Consider the following 23,345-nt stretch of genomic DNA (forward strand, 5'->3'; position numbering starts at 1 on the left):
CGGACAGCCTATCGAACGATTTCGAGAGTCGCTCCCGCGCCCAAGGTGTGATTCAGTACCGAATATTGACGCCGACCGCGAGTGGTTTACCCGTTCATTTGTTTTCGCGTTTCCGCCAAGTCAGGGTAACAGTCGGGCGCCTGCGATGTCCCTTCGCGAAGAGCCTGACCCGTTCAAAAGCCTGCTAGGCGCCGAGCTTGGGCGCGGCAACAGAAGAGGAGGTATTGCGACTTAGGGCATTTTTTGAGGCAGAGCCCGAGACACTTCGTTTTGGGAGCGGCGGCCGGGTATTGATGCTTGGCAGGAGTGAAGATAGAAAATGGCAGCGGCCGGCGTTGCAAAGAAGGGAAGGCAACAGGGCAGCGCTATGACAAGGGCGAGCGTCGATTCAAGCACGTCGGAAAGGGCGCTCATCCCGTGTTTGAATTTCACGACAGCGAGCCGAAAACGTGGTCGGAAAATGCCCCTCAACCCTATCTGAACGTGATCGGACAAAATTACTAAATGAGGCAATTGGGGCGCCGAACTGTGATCGGCACCTGCCCGTTCCGAAGAAGCTATACGTCGTTTACCAGGGAACATTTATGAGGCCCAAACGAGCGATTGCGGCCGAATCTATCAGGATATCCATATAAGGTGAGCTGTCGGCGGCGTGGATCTCCGGGTACTTCTTGATGCTGTCGCCCCGCACAGATGAGATGCTTGCCGCGGTTGGATAGGATGAGCAACGTACCGTCAGGTACCGGCGCCTTGGCTCGTCGCCGCAGAGGCGGTTCAACGTACTGGGCGCCTAGATGCACACTTAAGGCGCGCAGGCCGGGGTCGCGATAGACGACCCGAACCAGCCGCAAGCAGATTCGCCAAAGCGCTCGATCATCCCTTTGGTTCATTCTGAGCCGGAGGTGTCCATCCACATAGAGATCAGATTCCGCCTATGCAGAGATATTTCATTTCGAGGTAGTCTTCGAGCCCGTGGCGGGAACCCTCCCGCCCGATGCCGGACTGCTTCATCCCGCCAAAGGGCGCCGCTTCCGAAGACATACGCCCCGTGTTGATGCCAACCATGCCATATTCCAATGCCTCGGCCACGCGCCAGACACGCTTCAGGTTCGAGGCATAGAAATAGGCGGCGAGGCCGTAGATCGTGTCGTTGGCCTCACGCACAACCTGATCCGCCTCGTGGAAGCGAATGATCGGCGCCAGCGGCCCGAAAGTCTCCTCTTGCGCAACCGCCATCATGCTGGAGATTTCAGTGAGGACTGTGGGCTTGAAGAAGGTGCCATCCTTGCCAATACGTTCGGCCCCGCATCGAATTGTCCCACCCTTGGCAACGGCATCTGCGATGTGGGACTCGATCTTGGCCAAAGCATTCAAGTCGATGAGCGGTCCCACGTCCACTCCGGGGGCGAAGCCGTCGCCAACCGACAAGCACCGGACTTTCTCCACGAACTTCTCAACGAACTCATCGTGAACGCTCGATTGGACGTAAAGGCGGTTCGCTGAAACGCAAGTCTGGCCGGCGTTGCGGAACTTCGCCTGGATCGCGCCGTCAACCGCAGCGTCGATGTCGGCGTCATCAAAGACAATGAAAGGGGCATTGCCGCCGAGCTCGAGGCTGACCTTCTTGATCTGGTCCGAGCACTGGCGCATGAGCAGCCGGCCAACCTCGGTCGAGCCTGTAAAGCTGATCTTGCGGATCTTGGGATTGGAGCAGAGTTCGCGTCCAACGCCAGCACCTTCGGACGCATAGATCAGGTTGACGACACCGTCTGGAAAGCCGGCTTGATGCGCGAGGGCGAACATTGCGCCTGCCACGAGCGGCGTCTGTTCAGCAGGTTTGAGCACGATCGCGCAGCCCGCCGCCAAGGCCGGCGAGATCTTGCGCGCCACCATAGACGCTGGGAAATTCCATGGCGTAATCGTGCCGACCACACCGATCGGCTGCTTGATCACCAGCATGCGACGGTCTGTCGAGGGTGCGGGGATCGTCTCGCCATAGATGCGATTGGCTTCTTCGGCGTACCATTGCAGATACGCGGCCGCATGCGAAACCTCCGACTTGGCTTCGGCAAACGGCTTGCCCATCTCTGCAGTGAGTATGGCGGCAAGATCACCGGCGTGGTCGATGATCAGCTCATGCCATCGCCACAGAACGTCGCTACGTTCTCGGGCGGTCAGAGCCGCCCATCCAGGCTGCGCTACGTAGGCCTTTTCGATCGCAGCGCGTGTCTCCTCCACGCCCATGTCGGGAAGTACTGCCAGCACTTCGCCGCTCGACGGGTTGAGGACCTCGAATGTCCGCTCGCTAACTGGCGTGCCGAGCGCCGGCAGGCGATCAATGGCGCCAAACAGGTCCGCGGATTTCAGGTGGCGGACCATCGGCAGGCAAAGGGGCAATACTGAATTCCTCTCAAACACTGCGGATACGCATGTCAGCAGGCGTCGGTGTATATTCCGCGTCCGGGGATGCTTATAGGGCCTCGGCCTGATGGCTGGTAGACCATTCCACTCAACTTAAAGGGAGAATTCTTGAACTGTCGTGGTCGATGGCTTGCGGTTCTCATTAAGTGACAACCTGAACAATGGACATCGGCTTCCGACCGAGCAGCCAGTTCATGTGGCCTGAACGGATTGCGATCTCTGCCATCGGAAGGGAGGCTCCCATGAGGAGAAGGCGAGCCACGATTCGGCGGATCGGTCGACTGACCCGGCAGGTGCTTCGCACGCCCGCGAAAACAGCTCCGCCGGCCTTTCTCACCGAACCGAATTTATCTCCCCGAGAAAGGGAGAAGCAAGGCGAACTGGGCTGCCGGGCTCATCCTTGCCCCAAGCGTCAGGCCGACGACCATAAATTGCGGGCTCGGCCGGAAGCAGCTCCGCCGCTGCCCTGACTTGATCGAGCATCACCGATCGATCAGGATGCGCGGCGCTGAGTGTTGTTGATGCCGAGCTTCTCGAGCTGCGATTGGAGGGGCGGGGCTGCAATCGACCTGGAGGGATCCAGTTTGTAGATAGCATAGGCGCCGATCCATGTTCCTTGGTGGCCTCGAGCTCGGCCTCTATCCTTGAAGACCAGGAGATGTTCCTGTTTCCGGCCGTGTCCGATTGAAGACGTCTTAGGTTCGAAACCCGACACAACTGACGCGCCGGCATCCCACCCGCGTGGCACGAATGCGTGCTTTTCTCCTTTTGATCGCGCTCCTCGGTGGCACGTCAATTGCACGTGACAGTTAACGGCCGGGGGGCCCAGACGAATTGTTCCTCTCGATCAACCAACTGCGCGCAGAACGTGACGGTGCGCAAACCGAGGGAGTAGATGATGCGAGTAGTCGTCGTATAGATCCATGGTCACACCGGCATGATCATCGGTTCGGACAGCCGCGCCCGGAGGTCGACCACCGCGGCGAGGTCGAAAGCATGACGGCGGTGCTGCGAGAGGGCGGCCACCAGACGCCGGGGTGCGACGGCGATAAAGAACTGCTCGCTTCGCTCGTGTGGTTTATGCCGCCCATCCGCAGGCCCGGCCCTCGGGGATCGCCTTCAACATGCGTACGGTATTCAGGGCGAGAAGTGGTCTCACCCACGTATCCGCCATGCCCCGGCGGGCATCCCGTACACCGGATCCGGCCCGCCCCGGCATGGGCTAGCGCTCGACAAGATCATCGCCAAGAGACTAGCCCGCGATGCCGGCGTGCCGACGCCGCAGGTTCGCGTGATGGTTGCGGCACCGAGAGTGCCGGCGAGCTGCGATTCCGCCACGAAAGTAGGCAGCATCCTCGATCCGTGTTGATGGTGCAAGCACCTCCATCAGAACTCGCTCCAGCGCCAAATGGCATCAAAGTTTCGTAGAGCCTCGCCATCTCGACAAAGGTAGACAAGGAGTTCGGACATGCAGCGCATTTCAGGGCTGGGCCACAACCGGGGAGAGGTCGTTGGGCCAAAATCTCGCGAGGAGTTTCAACGAGCGCTAAAGATCACGCCCGGCGGCAGCATGCGTGCTGCGCAGTTCTTCGCTCCCCACCCGCCCTATGCTGTGGCAGGAGCGGGCAGCTGGATCACTGAGGCGGACGGCAGCAAGGTCTTCGACTGCGCAAACAACTCCTTCTCGCTCATTCACGGCCATGCCTTTCCGCCGGTGATCGAGGCGCTGCACAAGGTCCTGGACGACGGCACCGCATTCGGGCTTCCGACCACAAGCGAGACCAGGCTCGCGGAAGCAATCACGACGCGTTCGCCGAAGCTTGAGCAGGTCCGCTTTACGAGCTCCGGCACCGAGGCTGTTATGTTCGCTGTCAAGGCCGCTCGCGCTATTACAGGGCGCCCGATGATTGCCAAGTTCGAGGGCGCATATCATGGCGCCTATGACTATGTGGAAGTGAGCCTTGATTCTGCACCAGACAACTGGGGGGATTCGTCGCCTAACAGTGTGCTCTATGCCAGTGGAACTCCCTCCTCCACCGCCGCGGATGTCCTTGTCCTTCCTTACAACGAGGCCAAGTCGTGCAGAGAGCTCATCCGTGCACACCATGAGCGCCTCGCCGCGATCCTTCTCGATCCAGTTGCTCCCCGCGTGGGCATGGTTCCGATAGAGGCGGATTTGCGGGAGGTCATCCAGGATTGCTGTAACCGCTACGGCATCCTGCTTGTGGTTGACGAGGTCGTTTCTTACCGCGTCGGTTTCCGTGGCGCCCATGACATCTTCGGCTTTGAGCCGGATCTGGTCGCTTTGGGCAAGATCATCGGCGGAGGTTTGCCCGTTGGAGCCGTAGCGGGGCCTGCGTCGTACATGGCGGTCTTCGATCACACCAGGGGCAAGCCAGCCGTGTCCCACGGCGGCACGTTCAGCGCAAACCCGCTCAGCATGACAGCTGGGCTGGTGGCACTGCAATCATACACAAAGGATGCCGTGGCCCGTCTTAACCAGATGGGCGAAACGCTTCGTAATGAAATCATCGAGCAACTCAGAAGGCGCGAACTCCCCGCGCACGTTACCGGCGCGAGCTCCCTCTTTCGGCTCCACCTGACGACTGAAGTGATCCGAAACTACCGGACGTCGTTCCCGAGCGCGTTGCAGAAGGCGGCGCTCGCAAAGGTGCACCTTGCAATGCTGGAACGGAGTTTTCTATTGACGACGAATTGCTCTGGCGCGCTCTCGACTCCGATGAGCGAGACCGATGTCCAAGATCTAGCCGCAGCGCTGGTGGATGCCGTTCATGAAACTTGGAAACAATCTCCGTGGGACTGATCGAGCAATGGTGGAAAGCGCAGCTTCGCGGCAGCCCTCGCGTCGGCGGCTTCGCCGATACGCACGACAATAACGTCGAACGGCGCACCGACGACCGTTGCCATGTCGAGAACACGCTGCAATTCAAAGGGCGGTCATCGGTGCCGCTCGCACCCGGTTCAACAAATTAATTTCGACCGTTAGCTGCCAATTGCGCTTGGCGCAGTATGGCAGCGCCTGGCGCGGCTGGTCCGGGATCGACCGGTAGTGTCAGCTTGCCTGCCCGTGCACACTCGCAAATCGAGGGCCGCGCGCAAAGACGCCCCATCGGCTTCGCGGTTTGACTGCAGTGAAGAGGTTTGCTTTCGTTTTTCACCGAACCTCCAGCATTCCTGCCGCTTTCTGAGATTTTGCAGGGTTGGTTTGCGGCGTTTCCGAGTCCTTCTACCCAGTGTGAGTTGTTTTGCTGGGAGCCCGCTTCCTGCACAATGGCCCGGACCTGCGCCATCAAGAAGGCTTCCATCGCGTCGTTGTAGAGGCCAAGCCCCTGCGTGGCCTTCGGCGAAGCAGAGTCTTGGCCATACGGGTGACGATCCTTCGCGCAAAAAGGAATGCGAACATCATCAAGAATGATTATTCCAATGTGAAATTTTGGATTATTGATAAAGAACTTGTTCTTTCACGACAGAGAAAAGTTGCAAGTCCGCAGCATCGATGACTTGTCACCTGTCCACACGAGTCCTGGCGCTTCAAGAACCGCGCCTGATCACCCTTCAGCTGCCAAGCGCGATCCGCGCCCGCCCGGGCTGCGCAACCTTGACCAGCTCCGCCCGGGCGAACGCTGACCGTCGCACAGTTCATAAGGGGGTCAAAAAAGTGGACGCGGATGTAGGCCGGATTGGGAAAAGCGCAAGCTCAAACTCGAACGCGATATGGGTAGGCGGTCCCGCCAATAAGGTGTTTGGGTCTGAGAGCGGAACCGGCGTATCAGTAGATCGATCATCTACGCAATCCCTTCGATGCGTTCGTGGACAATCGCGCGCATTTGCTCCGCCATCTTTGCGCCTTGAGAGCCGTCTGATAGAGGCGGCGGCAATTCGAGGTGGTTGAGAGCGCGTGAGAGGGCTGCAACGAGATCGTCGATGCTGCTATCCGCATCGGCTGCCTTGATGCCAGCCGTGCTCGCGAAAGCCTTGAAGTCGGCGCGCCGGAGACGATCGTCCTTGCCGTTCAGCTTGAGGGCCATCCGGTCTTTTTCGAGATGTGGAAACACGCGAGTCGTGACCGCGTCGTAGAGCGGAGCCATGCGGACTGAGCTGAACTGCGCGCTGCCGGGCTCTGCGATTTTCAGCAGTGCCATGTTCTTCAGGTGCATGTCGCCATCGGCGATCAGCCAGGCGAATAAGGATCGCTTGAGGACAAGCAGGACGTCGTCTTCGGGGGAGGTCGATAGCGGTCTTAGTGCCCGCGCGATTCGCTCCATTGTGCCGTCGTATTTTGCTTCCGTGGGCACACCGAGCACTGAGCAAAAATCCTCAAGCGCCAAAAGGCGCTTGTCGTCAAGGCTCGTTCTGATGTCGAACCGCTCGACGAGGAGCGCCGGAGGCATCCCGTCAGGCATGGGGACGAGCGCCGTCGCGGGCGTCTTGAAACCGGCCGCGCTGCCCAAAGCGAGCGACTGCCATTCGATAACCGGCAGGGCCTCAAATCCACCTGTACCGGCAGGCTTGAGGATGTGGGTGAACGGTTTGCCGGTACTGGGGGAGAGAGTACCGTCGATATCGAGGAACATCGGCGCTTTGATCTGAACGCCCGATAAACGGGGCGTATCGGTACGCTCGAAAATCTGCGCCAGATTGCGCTCGAAGCTCTGCTCCAGATCGCCCCGACCCGGCCCTGCATACTGGCCAGTGAAGATAGAATTTCTAGTGAAGCCAGTGAGCCGGGTTAGCAGGAGGTCGGGCGGCAGGGCGGAGAGATCGCTCGCACGCTCGACGATGGTGATGTTGGACATGTAGCGTTTGCCCGAGCGCAGCGTCGCGCGCTCGTCGCGGTCATTCAACACCGACTCAAGCCAGCCTTCAGGCAGCAGCGAGAGGATGAAAGGAGGGAGCTTGCCCGGCGTGGTCTGGCGAACAAGTGGCGGGCCATCCTGATCGTCTGGATTCCAGCGCCACTCAAAACCATCATGTGTGAGATTGCCGAGCGGAGCGCCGTGCCACGCTACGATCAGATCGAACGCGGCTTCATTGCGCGCAGGCTCTGCGGTCACTGGACGGCGCAGCAGGAAGCGCTCGGCGTGCTCGCCTTCGCGATACCACTGGTTTTCGCGGGCAAGCGCCCATGTCGCGTCGGCAGCGTCCTGGGCGCTGCCGTATTCTTCTATGAGGCGGTTCGCGATTGTCTCGCGCATCGTCTCATCGATGGATGCCGCGTGTTCGCTGCGCAGGCGGAAAGCTTCGAGGAAGCGCTGGCGCATCGAGGAGACGTCGATCCGGAATTCTCCCATGCCATCATCGACATTCGCTTGAGCGACTGATGGGTGGTCGGGAGCTGCGTTCTGAATGATTTCCAGCGAGCGCAAGCGCGTGCGCTGTATTCGTCGCCCGCTCAGGAACAGACGGCCATCGCGGGTCGGGCCGAGAAGGACAGCGCTCGCCGCCGAGAGGTAAGCGTTGGGATACAGGTATTTGGCGATGCGGACGGCGTGTTTGAGTATCGTGGCCTCGATATCCTCCCCGGCATCGACATAGATGCCGCGCATTAGCTGGACGAGCTTGCCCGTTTCAGCCTGATAGTGGCTGCGGGTTTTATCGATGTTTTCCCCGACGAGGTGAAGGGCCATTTCTAACTTTCTCGTATCTGAAATACGGGAAAGTTAGCATGGTGAGCTCGAAAATTCAAGAGAATCTAACTTTCGCGTGTTTCATATACGTGAAAGTTAGAATGCTTTTTCGGAACGTCGGGCGTTCTCCGGCTCGGCAATCGGACCGCCGGGCGAGAACCTGGTCTGCGGGCGAGCAGGCAGAAATCAAGGCGTGCATTCTGCCGCACCATAGTCGAATCAGCCAAACGTATGTGGGCGGAGTCCTTCAGCAACTATTCCTAGAGCGCGAGATTATTCGCTGTCATGGGACACCAGTTAGCCGCGGGCCAACGCCCATAATGGCGGGCTCGGCCGACAGCAGTTTCTTCGCCGCCGCCCTGACCTGGTCGAGCGTCACCTGCTCGATGAGGGCAGGGCGGTGCTGGATGTAGTCTATGCCGCGCTTGTCGAGCTGCAGCCTGAGAAGCGTGGCTGAAATCGCCGTGGAGGAACCCAGATTGCTCATAGCATAGGCCCCGATCAGATACTTTTTGCTCGCTTCGAGCTCGGCTGCTGTTGGCCCGGTGTCCACCAGCTCCTTGATTACTTGTCTAATCAGGTCGAGCGTCTCCGCCGCCCTGTCGGCGCGCGTCGACGTGGTCACGACAAGCGTGTTGGAATGCTGGTGGCCTTCCAAACTAGAGGACACACCGTAGGCCAGGCCACGCTTTTCCCGCACTTCCTGGAACAGACGTGAGGTGAATGGCGAGCCTCCGAGTATATCGTTTATCAGCTGCGCGGCATAGAATTCCGGGTCGCTGCGTCCGACGCCGGGAAAAGCCAGCTGGAGCGAAGTCTGGGGCAGGGCGTATGCGACCAACGTCCACTGGCCGAGCTTCGGGGTGACATCAGGTACCTGGGCGAGCGCCTGCTTCTGAGGCAAATCGCCGAACAACTGGTCGAGCCTTGCACTCAGGGCTTTGGCATCGATGTCGCCGACAACCGCCACGTGCAGCCCCTCGCGGGCGAAAGCGGCCTTGTGGAAGGCGCTTAGATCGGCGGGCGTTATGCGGGCCAGGCTTTCCTTGGTGCCCTCGGGCGGCCTCGAATACGGATGCGCGCCGTAGAGCCTGCGCCGCCATGCATCCCTGCCGATCGCGTGAGGTTCGCGCTCGTTGGCAATAATGCCGGAGAGAAGCTGAGCGCGGATTCGGTCAAAGGGTTCCTGATCGAAGCGGGGCCTGTTCAACGCGAGCCTGATGAGATCGAAAGCGGCGTCCTGGCGCTGGGAAAGCATGCGCACCGAGCCATAGATGCCGTCAGGCCGCGCGTGGAAGCTCATCTCAGCGCCGGCATCATCGAGCCGCACCTGAAAGGTGTCGCCGCCGTGATCGCCTGCGCCCTCGTCGAACAAGCCGGTCATCAAATTGGCAAGCCCCTCCTTACCGGCCGGGTCCTGGCTGGTGCCGCCGTCAAACACGAACTGGAGCGTGACGATCGGCAGCTTATGGTCTTCCACCAGCCAGGCGGTGATCCCCTTTTCAGATTTCACCTCCTGGATGTTCGCCGCAGCACGGGCGGTACACGCTGGCAGGGTGAGGAAGAAAATAGCAAGGCAAAGGACAGCCAGCCAGGAGGCGAGGCGCCAGCCTTGTCCAAAAGGAGAGGGCAATGCCTGTGGAATGGCCCTGCGGAATTGGTTCGTCATCATATCAATTTTCCTTGGGCAGGAGATAGCCGGTGGTCGAATGGTCGGACACGAGGTAGCGGGCGGCAACGGCCTTAACCTGATCGGCCGTGACCTTGCGGATGCGGTCCGGCCATTCCTCGACGTCTTTCACATTGCCGCCTGTGGCAAGCGTGGCGCCATACATGCCAGCGACGGAGACCTGCTCGTCATGGGCGAAGATGAACGAGCGGATATAGCGGTTTTTCGTCTTCTCCAGTTCGTCGCTGGTGATGCCGTTCCTGGCGATGCTCGCTATCTCGGCGTCGACTGCGGCCTCGACATCCGCAAGCTTCGCCTTGCCGCGCGGCCAGCCACGGATGCTGAACTTGCCAGCATCCAGCATGGTGCCATCGAAATCAGCGTCGGCCGCTGCGGCTATGCCCTGCTTCACAACGAGCTCCTGGTACAGCCGGCTGCGGTTGCCCCCGGCGAGAATCTGTGCCAGCAGGTCCAGCGCCTCGGCTTCGCCGGGCTCGGCGGTGCGATAGGACGGCACCACCCAATATCTGGAAAAGATGGGGACCGAAACGCGGCCATCCCTTAGCGTCAATGTGCGCCTGGTGTTCTGCACCGGCTCAGACGGGCGTTCGCGTGGCGGCAGATCTGGTCCACGCGGGACCTTGCCATAGGTCTTCTCGGCCAGCGCCTTCACGGCCTCGGGCTCGACGTCGCCTGCCACCACCAGCACGGCGTTGTTCGGCCAGTACTTGTCATAAAAAGCCACGGCGTCGTTGCGGTCCAGCTTCTCGATTTCGTGCATCCAGCCGATCACCGGGATCCGGTAGGGTTGGCTCTGCCAGAGCGTCGTGACGACCTCCTCATCGAGAAGCGCCTCCGGATTGTTGTCGACCCTCAAGCGACGCTCCTCGCGGACCACGTCCCGCTCGGTGTTGATGACGTCATCCGTGAGGGTGAGATTGCGCATGCGATCAGCCTCGAAGCTCATCATCTGCTCCACTGCCGAGGGCGCCACTCTTTCGTAGAAGGCAGTATAATCGTAAGAGGTGAAGGCGTTTAGCGAGCCCCCGATCTCCGTCACCGCGCGGTCCAACTCGCCGGCGCCGTGATTGGCCGTCCCTTTGAACATCAGATGCTCGAAGAAATGCGCGATGCCGGATTTGCCCGGAGGCTCGTCGGCACTGCCGACCTTGTACCACACCATATGGGTGACGATGGGCGCGCGGTGATCGGGTATGACGACCACCTCCATGCCGTTGTCGAGCAGGAAATTCGCTATGTCATAGGCGGCCGCCGGAGACGGCGCGGTCGTCAGAAATGCCAGCGCGGTCGCAAAAAGTGCGCCCCGCAGCCAAGCAGACGGTGGCTTCGGTTGTGGTGACCGGGCGATGGACAAAGTTCGCACGGAAGTGAGTTGTCCCTCAATTTGAAGGTGCTGCGTCCCTGTCGCCCCCACTGGGAGAAGGTGGATCGGTGGGCAGCGCCGGTCCAGACGAGCCCTCACAATGCTGCCAGGCCCGGCTGGGATGTCAGTTTTGAGTAGGTCGGCGAAAGGTGGGGCGGCAGCATTTTTCTGTGTGGGGATCATGGGACGACTCTCCTGCGCGTTTTGCATGACCCCGCAGGAACCGTGCCAGATGAGAAAGCCGTTTCGGCGATGCGATTCAACGGACTCTGTGTTGCCTACCTCCGACATTGTCCGACGTCAGACACAGCCGACTGGGGAGCGCTTGCCGCTTAAAGAGGTGGCTAGGTGAAATACCCTTAGGACTGCGGCGAACATGGTGGCGTTAGCGCGCGCCCGTAGTTGCTGGTCGTCCGCGTACTCTTGCTCACATCGGCCGATCGCAGGTCCCTAACAGGACTCCAAACCAGCGATAGACGCGGTTCTGGAATTTACCGGAGCGTTTCAGAACTTGTGTTTGCCATTCGGAGCGCCAGCGCGGGAGACGCTGTCCGCGACAGGCGGTCATGATGGAGCTTGCGAGCCGCTTTAGCGATTTGACCCGGCTTTTGCTATTTTAGCTTTTGCTGCCCTAAAGTCTCGGATATGAAGCGGACCTGGCTTATGGCCTGCCTACATTGAATTGTTACAAAGGAATACGCTATGGCGACTGGAACGGTGAAGTGGTTCAACAGCACCAAGGGATTCGGTTTTATCCAGCCTGACAACGGAGGTCAGGACGTTTTCGTCCACATTTCTGCTGTCGAACGAGCGGGCCTTTCGACCCTTAATGAGGGCCAGAAGATCAACTATGAGGTCGAACAGGACCGCCGTACTGGCAAATCATCCGCTGGCAGTCTCAGCAAAGCTGGCTGACCTTTTTCTGCTTCTGCCCGGCAAGAGCCGGGCAGAAGTGCCACTGACCGCGCCATAGGAGCGGGCAAGAACACGGATCCCCGCCGACTGGGGCAGCGGATTGCAGCAAGCTGCTAAGTTCTATTGCCACACGATGTTGCAAGCGAAGAGGGGCGGGTCCCAGCCCTCTTACTTTCTGCAGCAGATGTTTATCGCATTCTCGATCGAGCGTGCCGGGGAATGAACGAGCAATTCAGCCAGCCTCCAGCGATCGACACCTCCTGGATCAAGAGGGCAGGGTACATTGGCCCTGAGGGGTCCTGGACCCATCAAGCCTCGCTGGACCTCTTTGGTGACCACGTTGAACTCGTTCCGTTCAGCGACGGATTGTTCGAAGCATATGAGAATGGCTGCGTCCACGTTGCATGCGTCCCAGCTACGACCTCTCTGGTCGGAGCCACTCCCTACCTCGACCAAGTCTTGAGCTTGAGGTCTCCTACGATTATCGCCGAGTACCCGAAGGTACTGAGCTACAGCCTCATGGCCAGCAAGGATGCGAGTTTCTCGAAGATCGCTAAGGTGGTGGGCCACCCCGTGGCTCTGCAGGAGTTAGCCGGGTGGCTCGACGAGAACATGCCCAATGTCGAGCGAGAGAGCCGTCGGGGATCAACATCTTTCGTGGCAGAGCAAAAATCTCCCTCGATAGCAGCCTTTGGTCCTGCGCTTGGTGCCAAGCTGTACAATCTGCAGATATTGCGAACAGGAATTGAAGAAGGGCTGCATAACGTTACGCGGTGGTGGGTGCTCGGGCGCAGGACCCCTGCGCCGACAGGATTTGACCGGGCGACACTTCACCTCCGCGTTTCAGAGCAAGATCTCAGTTGTGTCCTGAACAGGTTCTCGAAGGACAATTTAGCCGTTCTCAATGTCTATCAGCGTCCAACCTGCGAGCGGCTAGACACTCATCAGTACGTCATCGATGTCGCTGGACACGTTTTGACGCACCCGGCTCTGGCCGCGTTGGCGGAGATTGATGGCCTGAGAATTCTCGGATCGTACCCACGTCGCTATTAGTTATGGCTAGGCTCGGCTAGTTTCCGTCCATAGCCCCAAAACTGTTGATCTTCATCACTGACGAACAAGGGCTGCGGCATCGAACTTGATGCGATGTACACGTAATGCGCGAGCCATGGACGAGATAATCGCGCCGACGATCTTGTCGTTCCCGCCAGTTTCTTGCCTGCGAACGGTAGTATTCATAGGCACAGATGTCGACCGGCCGGGCATCTCACAAAACCAGTGACCGTTGTATGACTGTGACGCGTTGTGGGCGGCACGCTCGTCCATTCGGGAAGGTCCAACACTTCAATCCGCGCAGGGGCGCCGTGACCGGGGCCTGCGGCATTTTTACGAGCGTGCCGTTTGGCACGAGCTTATCGCTTTGGCGCCCCTCACGCTGCTTGGCTGTGCTTATGGGACAACCCGGTCGAGAAAAGCATCGAATGCGGCAGCAACAGCGCGAATCACGAAGCGATGCTCCTGCCGCACCCGGATGAGACCGTATTCGATGTCCACTACCCCGTCCTCGGCCAGCTTCGCCAGGCGTTCAGCTGAATCGAGAAAGCGGATTGGATCGAATCCATGGGCCGCACAGATTGCCGGCACATCGGCCTCCAAATCGCACATCAGCCGCTCGATGATTGCGGCTCGCACGCGGTCTTCGTCTGTGAGCCGGCAGCCTTTTGACGTTGCCAGACGGCCACCTGCTATGTGCCGGCTGTAGGACTCGTGTGTCACCTCGTTCTGGACGTAACCATCGCCGACCCGCCCGATAGCCGACGCGCCGAAACCGATCACGGTTTTGCAGGTGTCGGCCGAGTAACCCAGCGAGTTACGGCGTAGCCGACCGCGGGTCTGCGCCAGCGTAAGTTCGTCGTCCGGCAAGGCGAAATGGTCGAGGCCGATCTCTCGGTAGCCGGCCGCAACCAGCGTATCTGCCACGGCCGCAGCCTGTTCGGCGCGGGCGACGCTGTCCGGCAGCGCAGTCTTCTCGATCAGGCGCTGATTCTTGATCACCGATGGAATATGCGAGTAGCCGAACACCGCAAGCCGGTTGGGACGCATGGCGGCGGTTGCCGCCGCAGTCTGGACGCAGGACTCTACCGTCTGATTCGGGAGACCGAACATGAGATCGACGTTGATGCCGCTTACTCCATGCCGGCGCAGCTCTTCGACGGCAGCGGCCGTCTGCGCCTCGCTCTGGACCCGGTTGATCGCTTTCTGAACAATTGGATCAAAACTCTGCACCCCGAGACTCGCGCGGCTCACATTGGCTGCTCCCAGTGCCTCGGCGATCTCGCGCGTGAACGTGCGCGGGTCAATTTCGACGGCGATCGTAGCGGGCTCCCTGAACGCGAAGCGGCGGCGCAGGAGTTCGATCATGGCCAAGAATTCCGCTGCCCCGATCAGGGTCGGGGTTCCACCGCCGAAATGCACGTCGTTCACGACGAGCCTCTGCGGCACTTGCTCCGAGACCAAACGGATCTCGTCACGCAGATCGGCCACATAGTCGAGGATCGGACCATGGTTGCGGGCAATCGTGGTCGGAAAGCCGCAATACCAGCAAATCGATCGGCAGAACGGAATGTGGAGATAGAGCGACACCGGATCGTCAGCCGGCAGACCTCTTAGCCATTCCTCATAGCTTTCTGCGCCGACCGCTGCGGAGAACTCCGGCACAGTCGGATAGATGGTGTACCAAGGCAGGAGAGCCTCGCGATGTTTTTTCAGGATAGAAGTCTGCAACAGTTTCCCTCCCAAGTTGACAACTGTCCTCCTTTTACCCCTGCGATCTCCTGTGTCTCTGCGCTATGTCAATTCCATTCCGCTTCGCGCCGTGTAATCACACCGTGCAAGGAAAAGGCGGGATTTGATCCCGCCTTTCGATGTTTCGCTCACATCATGCCGATCGAGCCGCCAGCCCCACAGCGGGTCTGGATGAGGAAGAAGTCACGCTGGTACCTTCTTTCTGGACCGCTTCTCCGGCGCCGAGACTTCAGGCTCTTTCGGTTTGCGGCCGAGTCCCATTGTCTTGGCCAACGCAGAGCGGGCAGCCGCATAGTTCGGCGCGACCATGGGATAGTCCGCCGGCAGACCCCATTTGGCGCGATATTCATTAGGGCTCAGCCCGTAATGGGTCGACAGATGACGCTTTAGCGATTTGAATTTCTTCCCATCCTCAAGGGAGACAATGTAGTCCGGCGTCACCGATTTTCTGATCGGGACCGCCGGCGTCAACACCGTCGGCTCTTGTGCCGAGACGCGACCGGCCGCCGTGCCCTTCAAAGCTTCGTGCACTTGGCCGATCAGGGCTGAAAGGTCCCCCACCGGAACGGGATTGTTGGAAACATAGGCTGAGACAACATCTGTGGTAAGCTGGATGAGGTTGTCGATGTTTTTGAAGTCTTCTTCTGGCATGAAACTCTCCGGTGGATTGGTCTGCGGAGCGTCGCTTCTAGTGGTGATTTCCGGTGAAAGCAACAAATGTCACGACAGGATTGTTCGTTGCTCGTCCAAGATTGAGGTCTATAGCACCACATCACGCGGTCGTGACACTGATCTGCCTGGTAGTCGCTGTCCCATAACTGCGCCAGTGTCCGCCTTTCCGTTCCGATCTCGTCCGTCTGAATTGCAGAGGGAAGACGCAGAAAGCTTGTAAACCATGAGCCGTGCACTCGATGGGGGCAGAAAAGCTTGCGCGTATGAAACAGGCTGGCGTTGCGCCAGCATGTGGCGACAGGCCACAGAACCGACCAAACCCTCAGGCGAACAAACAGCGACTGCGCGCGCGCCACCATTGAATCCGCCGTCGGGCGATGAATCGCAGTCAATGTCTCCGCCGCTCGATTGGTTTGGTCGACAGGCACGATTCCCTCGATACGCTGATCTAGCGCAGGGCGTTCGCAGGCCGCATGTGGAGAATGGTTTCCGTGCACATCGTAAGGACTCCATTTATGAACATTCTATTCCCTGCGGTGGCTGTTGCGCTTGTGGCAGCCACAGCTTTTGCTGCGCAGTCCATTCCGCCAGACCTCAGAGAAACGGCACTGGCCACCTTCAAGCCCTTGCCATTCACGCCGGCGCTCGCCAACAACCCGAGCACGCCGGACAGGATTGCCCTCGGCAAGGCACTGTTCTTCGATCCACGCCTCTCGTCCTCAGGCGTTTTCTCCTGCAACTCGTGCCACAACCTGGCCACCGGGGGCGACGACAATCGTGAAACTTCGATTGGCCATGGTTGGCAGAAGGGGCAGCGCAACGCGCCGACGGTGTTTAACTCTGTCTTCAACAAATCACAGTTTTGGGACGGTCGCGCCGAAGACCTGAAAGCTCAGGCCAAAGGGCCGATACAGGCCGGTGTCGAAATGGCCAACACACCGCATCGAGTGGTCGAGACGTTCAAATCGATGCCGCAATATGTGGAGTTGTTCCATTCAGCTTTCCCGGATGAGGCCAATCCCATCACCCTCGACAATCTAGTCAATGCACTCGCAGACTACGAGGCGACACTGGTCACGCCGGCCCCCTTCGACGCCTTCCTCAATGGCGATGAGACCGCCATCGGTCCCAAAGAGAAACAGGGCCTGGCCCTTTTTATCGAAAAGGGCTGCTCGTCCTGCCATTCCGGTGTCAATATTGGTGGGGAAGGCTATTATCCATTCGGCCTCGTTGAGAAGCCTAGCGCCGACATTCTGCCGGAGAACGACAAGGGACGATTCGCCGTCACCAATGTACCCGAGGATTCCTATGTTTTCCGCGTGCCGTCGCTGCGCAACGTAGCAATCACCGCGCCATACTTTCATTCGGGCAAGGTCTGGGACCTGAGCGAGGCCGTCGCCATCATGGGCACCACCCAGCTTGGCCAAGAGCTAACGCAAATCGAAATCGATCGGATCGTTGCCTACCTTAATTCGCTGACCGGAAAGCGACCGGAGATCACATATCCCATCTTGCCAACTGAAACGCCCACAACACCTCGACCTCGATCCTAGGCATTGGGAAAACAGGCGATCGCGTCGGGGGCCAATGAGCATTCCTTGACCGATCTGGGCGAATGGCCACAAGCGCAGCCGTCCGATTGGGCCATGATACGTCGCGGCACGATTGAGCGTCGCACGTTGGTGGCAGGAGCCACTGCCTTGCACCAGCGATGCCCCTCGCGGGGAGATCGACGGCAGCCAGGGTTGGCGTTCCCGTCAGCACCTCCGCAAAGTCACATCGACCAGTCGCCCTGCCAGTCCATCACCACCTTGCCCGAGCTGCCGCTGCGCATCGCGTCGAAGCCTACTTGAAAATCATCAATGCCGATGCGATGCGTGATCAGGCCGCTGACATCGAGCGGGCCCTGCACCAGCGCGATCATCTTGTACCAGGTCTCGAACATCTCGCGGCCATAGATGCCCTTGAGATGCAGCATCTTGAAGATGACCTTGTTCCAGTCGATCTCGAAGCCGGTCGGAGGGATGCCTAAAATGGCGATCTTGCCGCCATTGTTCATGGCGTCGATCATGTCGCGGAAGGCGGGTGCGGCGCCAGACATTTCCAGGCCGACGTCAAAACCTTCGGCGCTGATCGCCGGCATGATATCGCGCAGCTTTTCCTTCGACGCGTCGACCACATGCTGGACCCCGAGTTTTTTCGCCAGCGCCAGCCGCACCGGGTTGATATCGGTGATGACCACTTTTCGCGCGCCGACGCACTGCGCCACCAGCGCACCCATGATGCCGATCGGCCCGGCGCCGGTGACCAGCACGTCCTCGCCGACCAGATCAAAGGACAGTGCGGTGTGGACCGCATTGCCCAGGGGATCGAAGATTGCGGCGATCTCGTCGGGCACATCGTCGGGGATCGGCACGACGTTGTGCTGCGGGATCGCCAGATATTCACCGAAGGCGCCTGGCCGGTTGACGCCGACGCCGAGCGTGTTGCGGCACAGATGCCCCCTGCCCGCCCGGCAATTGCGGCAATGGCCGCAGACGATGTGGCCTTCGCCCGAAACACGCTGGCCGATCTTGTATTCGGTGACCGCCGCGCCGAAGTCGGCGACCGTGCCGACGAATTCGTGGCCGGTCACCATCGGCACCGGTACGGTCTTCTGCGCCCACTGGTCCCAATTGTAGATGTGGACGTCGGTACCGCAGATCGCGGTCTTTTTGATCTTGATCAGAACGTCATTCGGGCCGATTTCCGGCACCGGCACTTCTTCCATCCAGATGCCCGGCTCGGCCTTGGCCTTGACCAGCGCCTTCATCATGTTCGACATCAGAATCTCCTTACACGTAGTGTGGTGCGACCAACCGCTCGACCGCACGGACCGCCATATCGCCACCGTGCTTGCCGGCAGCCTGAGCAAGGAGCGTGAGCGGGCCACTTCCTCCCGCAGACCTGGCAGGCGCCTTCCCCAGCTGGTGAAGCTACCGGCAGGGCAGGAGGTTCACCGCTTCTACACAGCCTAGCGGGAGCCGATCTTCTTTGACCGCTCGACTTTGGCGGTTCAGCGCTCCCGACGGCTCCTATGGCGTTCTGATGAGCCCACCAGCGCGAAGCCATGATTGGTCTTGGGATCTGCAATGTCCTCACCTGAAGCTGTTAGCTGGTTTCGGTTTGCACTCGCCACAAGCGAGCGTAAGCGCCTTCAGTTGCCACCAAATCAGCATGCCTTCCCTCCGCAACAACCCGCCCCTTGTCCAAGACCACTATTTTGTCGGCGCAACGGATGGTGCTGAGTCGATGAGAGATGATGACTATGGTCTTGCCGCCCCGACGCAGATCCTCAACCACTCGCAGGACAAACGCCTCGGCGACCGAGTCGAGAGAGGAGGTTGCTTCGTCGAGGATCAGGATCTCCGGATCCCGATACAGAGCCCGAGCCAACGCAAGGCGCTGCTTCTCGCCTCCGGAGAGGCGTACGCCGCTTTCGCCTAGATAGGCCTGGAAGCCACCGGGCCAGCGCTCGATCACCTCCCGCAGCCCTGTTTGATCGCAGATTTGGAGGATCTTTTCGACGTCCGGCTCGAACTCGCCAAGGGCGATGTTGTCGATCACCGAGCCTGAGAACACGTCGACCGTTTGCGGCACCGCAGCCACAACCTTGCGCAGGGATACGGTCGAGAGGTCCTGGAGGGCATAGCGGCCTATCCGTATGTGTCCACCCTCAAGCGGGTAGACATTCTGCAGCAGCGCCGCAAGGGTGCTCTTGCCCGAGCCGCTTTCCCCCACCACCGCTGTCATTTCCCCCTGACGGAAGGTGACGCTAAGATCCTGGAAAAGCTCGAGCTGGCTACCATGGCGGAACGTGACCTTCTCCAGGTGGATGTCGCCAATGTCGGATTTGTCGGCATTGATGCCGCCACCGCTTCCCGGCTCCAGGTCGAAGATCTCGAACAGGCGATCCGCCGCGATAAAAGCATCCTGAACGATCCGGTTGGTCTGAATCAGACTGGCAACCGGCCGGGTGACATAGCCCAGCAAGGTGTAGCAGGACAGTAATTCGCCGGGCGTGATGGTTTGATCGAGGGCAAGCGTCGTTCCGAACCACAGCAGCACGATGGTGAATAGAGTTGCGAGGAAAGTCGAGGTACTGTCTCCAAAGATCGAGATCAGGCCGGAGCTGTAGACGGAATGAAGCATCTTGATGAAGCGGGTCTCCACCTGGAAGTTCGCGAAGCTCTCTATGCCGGAGATCTTGATCGTGGAGACAGCTCCGAGTGAATCCACCAGTTGCGTTTCAAGTTCGGCAGCGTTCTCCATCATGGCGCGCTGTCGATTCCTATGCAGCCGGTTGATGGTCCAATAGACGGAGAGGTACAACGGGATGGAGGCCGCCACGACCAACGCGATCTTCCACGAGTAGATGAACATCAGCCCTAACGAGAACAGTATCATTAGCACGTCGACGAACATGTTGATCGAGACGTCGTTCAGGAAGCTCCTGATCTTCACCGCGTCATTCATGCGGGAAATGATTTCGCCCATGCGCATCGTGTCGAAGAACTTCTGAGGCAGGCTTAGGATGTGATTGTAATAGCCAAGGATTAGGTGGACGTCGATCTTCTGTCCCGTTTGCAGGACGAGCCGGTTTCTGAGGAGATTGATTACGACCTGTACAATCAAGATCAGCAGCATGGCGACGCTCATCAGGTTGAGCAGATTTCGGTTGCCCGCTGTAATCACATGATCGACGATCTTCTGGACGTAAATGGCCGTCGAGAGGCCAAGGATCGTCGTCACCAGGGCCCCGGCGAGAGCCTGCGCCATCGCCGCCTTGTGTGGCGCAAGCAGACGTACGAAACGACCTAGGGGTGAGCTGGTCTCGTCGCGGCGCTTGAAGGTGTCTGCCGGAACCAGGAGCACCAGGGCGCCAGTCCATTGCTTTTTGAATTCCTCGTGCGCCAGCTTGCGGATTTCACCATAGGCTGGGTCCATGACGATGACCCACCTGGCATTGATCGCCTGGACTACGACGAAGTGATGCAGGACCTCGTTGACGATTACGTGCGCGATGGCGGGCTTGGGGATCTTGTATAGGCTGTCGAAGCCACCCTTTACCCCCTTGGCAACGAAGCCCAGCTTTCGGGCCGCTTCCATGAGGCCCAGCACAGTAGTGCCGGAGCGGTCGGTCGAGGCATACTGCCGGACGCGCGACAGCGGCAGCTTGTAGCCATAGAAGGCCGCGACAGAAGCAAGGCTGGCGGCCCCGCAATCGGTGATGTCGCGCTGCTTGAACTTGATGGCTTTGCTCGACATAGCGGCTCGCTGACTTTTTGGAAAATGAAGGATCAGTGGCTCGCCAGGAGCGGATTGAGCCAATCGTCGGCCTCGTTGTACAGGAGTCCCAGGACACTGCGGTCACCCAGGAGGAAGCGAGCCCGGACGGTCATGCCTTTCTTCAGGTTACCGATGACCCCGTGCTTGAGGGCGAGGTGGCGGCGAGAGAGCGCGCAGCGGACCTTGAAGACCGGTCTCCCGTCGTGCAGGGTGAAGTCGTGCGCCACGTCGAGCACCGTCGCGTCAATGACACCCCATTGATTGTAGTTGAAGGCATCCACTTGGAGACGCACCGACTGGCCCGGGCGGACAAAGCCGATGTCGTTGGGGGAAACGAAGATTTCCGCCACCAGTTCACCATCCGGCGAAACCCAAGCGACGGTTTGCCCGGCCTGGACGTAGCTGCTGGAAGCGAGGCCCGAGAATTGCTCGAGAGCGCCTGATACGGGGGCTCGAATGAGAGTCAGGTCCCGTTCGCTCTCAAGCTGATGCACGGTGGCCGTGAGTTCCTGGAGGCGCAGGTTAACGTCGAACAGCTGCTGGTTCCATTCGGCGAATTTGCGCCGGGCGAGGATCTCGCCCTGGATCTCGACATTCTGAAGTGCGAAGGCGTTTTCCTCAACGGACTTTGCCGGTGCTACAGCAGCGGAGAGCAGTCGCTTAGCACGCTCAAGTTCCGCGGCCGCATTATCGCGGGCATATTGGTTCTCCCGCAGCAGGTTGAGGAAATGGGCGCGCTCGGCCGTGGCTGACTCGGTTAAGAGGCGGATCGGGTCCTTGGCTTGCGTGCCGGAGGAGATCAGGGTTTCGAGGTCACTGGCAAAATCGCTCTTCGCGCGAATATCCCCTTTAAGCGCCCTGAGCTTTTCCTCAACCACCCCATCATCGAGGGCGAGGATCTCTTGCCCCTGAGCAACCAGATCGTTTTCGGCGGCAAGGATGCGGGAGATGCGTCCGGATACCGGCGCCACCAGGGGCGTCTTCTCGACGGTGGGTCGAATAATACCGGCACTTTGGAAAGATACCATTACTGTGATGAAAGGCAGAGAGACCAGCGCCGTAGCCACAGAGAGCAAAATAATCTTGTAGATGATCAAAGATCTATCTGATCCTCGAGAAAGGATGCTCTCTGCAGTGCAGTTGGCAAGTTCAGGAATAAATGAGATATTGATCACGGTCTCGCTGGTCACAATGATATTGATCTATGATGTTGCCAATCATCCACCATGTCTTCGGCGCGTACTACATCAACGAATCCTACAGCAGAAACTGAGGCTATGAACCAAGGGCCACCGGAAGTTGATGATCCCGCTTCTCGGGTTAACTCGGTCAAGCCGTATACTGATATGTCGGTATCCATTGTTTTCCTTTCCAACATTCAACGATGAAAGTCGGCGATCATTCTGCAGCTCGGCAGCACTCCCCCGCGCCTAAAGGCGGCAATACCCATGCCGACTACGCAAATAGAGGCCAAAAAGGCCGTTCTGTAGCTTATTCCCAACCCAACTGAGAGTGCGTCGGCCGTACATCACGCTGTCTTGTGCGACAAACCAGGCGACATCTGCCTGGAGGTGACCTAGGTCAACCAGGCAGTTGCGAATATTGTAGATCGTCTTAATGATGCTTAAAATATCTTTCCGCGGCTGCTATAGCCAGTCCTAACGCAGCAACTGCCCCAAATCCTGCCACCGCTGCCCAGAACCACCACCCTCCGGACGTTGCACATGCTTCTTCGCGCGTTAACTCGGTCACACCATAGGCGGGCATATTGGTCTTCATTTTTTCTCCTTTCTTAGAGCTTGAAATGTAAGGGTGAATCAGTGATTTGGGTCGGCGACTTTTGCCCCTATGCTTACAGCTGCAAGGCCGAACGTCCCCAAAATCGCGAAAGCTATTGCCCAAAACATCCCTCCCGAAATTGCAGATGCTTCTTCGGGAACCAATTCGGTCACACCATAAGCTGACATTTCCGCCTTCATTTGTTTTCTCCTTTCCCAGAGCTCAAAATAATACGATGACCAGTAATGCACGCTCGGCGGCGTGTGCCGCCGTACAACGAGAACATCAAGAGTCGTGCCAACTGCACAGGAAGCTCCGGAACAGCGCTTATGCTTTTTTGTTTCGGCGGCTTAATTGAGAGCGCGGCGGCACGCCGGGCCGAACATCACGCTGTCAGCGCGACAACCCAGGCCACAGCTGCCTGGAGATGACCAAGGTCAACCCCAGAGCAGTCGCGAATATTATGGATCTTAATGATGCTTAACATATGTTATCACGGCTGCTATACCAAATACTAACGCAGCAACTCCGCTAAATACTGCCGACGCCAGCCAGAACCACCCTCCGGACGTTGCACATGCTTCTTCGCGCGTTAACTCGGTCACACCATAAGCTTGCATATTGGTCTTCATTTTTTTCTCCTTTCCTAGAGCTTGAAATGTAAGGGTGAATCAGTGATTTGGGTCGGCGACTTTTGCCCCTATGCTTACAGCTGCAAGGCCGA

18 protein-coding genes are annotated in these 23,345 nt (G+C 59.0%); 6 read left to right on the plus strand and 12 right to left on the minus strand.

Annotated elements, in window-relative coordinates; all coding sequences use genetic code 11:
* The first annotated feature begins 297 nt into the window (after window positions 1-297).
* Entirely contained in the window at window positions 298-504 is a 207-nt protein-coding gene (locus tag AC0L2M_RS30045; protein ID WP_473536679.1) for a hypothetical protein, read from the plus strand.
* A 417-nt stretch (window positions 505-921) separates the two neighbouring features.
* Here AC0L2M_RS30045 and AC0L2M_RS30050 read toward each other — a convergent pair whose 3' ends face one another.
* Entirely contained in the window at window positions 922-2,397 is a 1,476-nt protein-coding gene (locus AC0L2M_RS30050) for an NAD-dependent succinate-semialdehyde dehydrogenase (protein WP_473536680.1), read from the minus strand.
* A 1,492-nt stretch (window positions 2,398-3,889) separates the two neighbouring features.
* On the opposite strand from AC0L2M_RS30050, the gene AC0L2M_RS30055 reads away from it, so the two are divergent.
* Both AC0L2M_RS30055 and AC0L2M_RS30060 read left to right on the plus strand, forming a co-directional pair.
* A complete protein-coding gene (locus AC0L2M_RS30055; protein WP_473536681.1) occupies window positions 3,890-5,245 on the plus strand; it encodes an aspartate aminotransferase family protein in 1,356 nt (451 codons plus the stop codon).
* Window positions 5,236-5,415: a hypothetical protein gene (locus AC0L2M_RS30060; RefSeq protein WP_473536682.1), complete on the plus strand. Its 180-nt coding sequence runs from the start codon at window positions 5,236-5,238 to the stop codon at window positions 5,413-5,415. Before AC0L2M_RS30055 ends, AC0L2M_RS30060 begins: the two co-directional genes overlap by 10 nt.
* Window positions 5,416-6,227: 812 nt before the next feature.
* On the opposite strand, the gene AC0L2M_RS30065 is transcribed toward AC0L2M_RS30060, so the two are convergent.
* The 3 genes from AC0L2M_RS30065 to AC0L2M_RS30075 form a co-directional block, all read right to left on the minus strand.
* Window positions 6,228-8,069 (minus strand): type II toxin-antitoxin system HipA family toxin, encoded by a 1,842-nt coding sequence (locus AC0L2M_RS30065; protein WP_473536683.1) that lies wholly within the window; start codon window positions 8,067-8,069, stop codon window positions 6,228-6,230.
* 283 nt (window positions 8,070-8,352) lie between these two features.
* A complete protein-coding gene (locus AC0L2M_RS30070; protein WP_473536727.1) occupies window positions 8,353-9,738 on the minus strand; it encodes a M16 family metallopeptidase in 1,386 nt (461 codons plus the stop codon).
* A gap of 4 nt (window positions 9,739-9,742) precedes the next feature.
* Window positions 9,743-11,305 (minus strand): M16 family metallopeptidase, encoded by a 1,563-nt coding sequence (locus AC0L2M_RS30075; protein WP_473536684.1) that lies wholly within the window; start codon window positions 11,303-11,305, stop codon window positions 9,743-9,745.
* 519 nt (window positions 11,306-11,824) lie between these two features.
* Here AC0L2M_RS30075 and AC0L2M_RS30080 point away from each other — a divergent pair.
* Both AC0L2M_RS30080 and AC0L2M_RS30085 read left to right on the plus strand, forming a co-directional pair.
* Complete coding sequence (locus tag AC0L2M_RS30080) at window positions 11,825-12,037, plus strand: cold-shock protein (RefSeq protein WP_008874821.1); 213 nt, start codon at window positions 11,825-11,827, stop codon at window positions 12,035-12,037.
* 219 nt (window positions 12,038-12,256) lie between these two features.
* Window positions 12,257-13,090, plus strand: coding sequence for a prephenate dehydratase (locus tag AC0L2M_RS30085; protein ID WP_473536685.1), 834 nt, complete (start codon window positions 12,257-12,259; stop codon window positions 13,088-13,090).
* Between the two features lie 396 nt (window positions 13,091-13,486).
* On the opposite strand, the gene hemN is transcribed toward AC0L2M_RS30085, so the two are convergent.
* Complete coding sequence (gene hemN, locus AC0L2M_RS30090) at window positions 13,487-14,821, minus strand: oxygen-independent coproporphyrinogen III oxidase (RefSeq protein ID WP_473536686.1); 1,335 nt, start codon at window positions 14,819-14,821, stop codon at window positions 13,487-13,489.
* 204 nt (window positions 14,822-15,025) lie between these two features.
* Window positions 15,026-15,493 carry a Ros/MucR family transcriptional regulator gene (locus AC0L2M_RS30095; protein ID WP_065011147.1) on the minus strand — a complete coding sequence of 156 codons (468 nt, stop codon included), beginning with the start codon at window positions 15,491-15,493 and terminating at the stop codon, window positions 15,026-15,028.
* Window positions 15,494-16,029: 536 nt separating this feature from the next.
* On the opposite strand from AC0L2M_RS30095, the gene AC0L2M_RS30100 reads away from it, so the two are divergent.
* Entirely contained in the window at window positions 16,030-17,067 is a 1,038-nt protein-coding gene (locus AC0L2M_RS30100; protein ID WP_473536687.1) for a cytochrome-c peroxidase, read from the plus strand.
* 221 nt (window positions 17,068-17,288) lie between these two features.
* On the opposite strand, the gene tdh is transcribed toward AC0L2M_RS30100, so the two are convergent.
* The 6 genes from tdh to AC0L2M_RS30130 all read right to left on the minus strand — a co-directional run bounded on the left by tdh (window position 17,289) and on the right by AC0L2M_RS30130 (window position 23,253).
* On the minus strand, window positions 17,289-18,338 hold the full coding sequence (gene tdh / locus AC0L2M_RS30105) for an L-threonine 3-dehydrogenase (RefSeq protein WP_473536688.1): 1,050 nt from the start codon (window positions 18,336-18,338) through the stop codon (window positions 17,289-17,291).
* Between the two features lie 326 nt (window positions 18,339-18,664).
* A complete protein-coding gene (locus AC0L2M_RS30110) occupies window positions 18,665-20,821 on the minus strand; it encodes a peptidase domain-containing ABC transporter (protein ID WP_473536689.1) in 2,157 nt (718 codons plus the stop codon).
* A gap of 32 nt (window positions 20,822-20,853) precedes the next feature.
* Complete coding sequence (locus tag AC0L2M_RS30115) at window positions 20,854-21,939, minus strand: HlyD family secretion protein (protein ID WP_473536691.1); 1,086 nt, start codon at window positions 21,937-21,939, stop codon at window positions 20,854-20,856.
* A gap of 517 nt (window positions 21,940-22,456) precedes the next feature.
* Window positions 22,457-22,621 (minus strand): hypothetical protein, encoded by a 165-nt coding sequence (locus AC0L2M_RS30120; RefSeq protein ID WP_473536693.1) that lies wholly within the window; start codon window positions 22,619-22,621, stop codon window positions 22,457-22,459.
* A gap of 38 nt (window positions 22,622-22,659) precedes the next feature.
* The gene (locus tag AC0L2M_RS30125) at window positions 22,660-22,821 is read right to left on the minus strand and encodes a hypothetical protein (protein WP_163603080.1); all 162 of its coding nucleotides are present in this window, start codon (window positions 22,819-22,821) and stop codon (window positions 22,660-22,662) included.
* Between the two features lie 270 nt (window positions 22,822-23,091).
* Window positions 23,092-23,253 carry a hypothetical protein gene (locus AC0L2M_RS30130; protein ID WP_156768248.1) on the minus strand — a complete coding sequence of 54 codons (162 nt, stop codon included), beginning with the start codon at window positions 23,251-23,253 and terminating at the stop codon, window positions 23,092-23,094.
* Window positions 23,254-23,345: the final 92 nt, after the last annotated feature.

The organism is Mesorhizobium sp. WSM4806, from assembly GCF_055811635.1.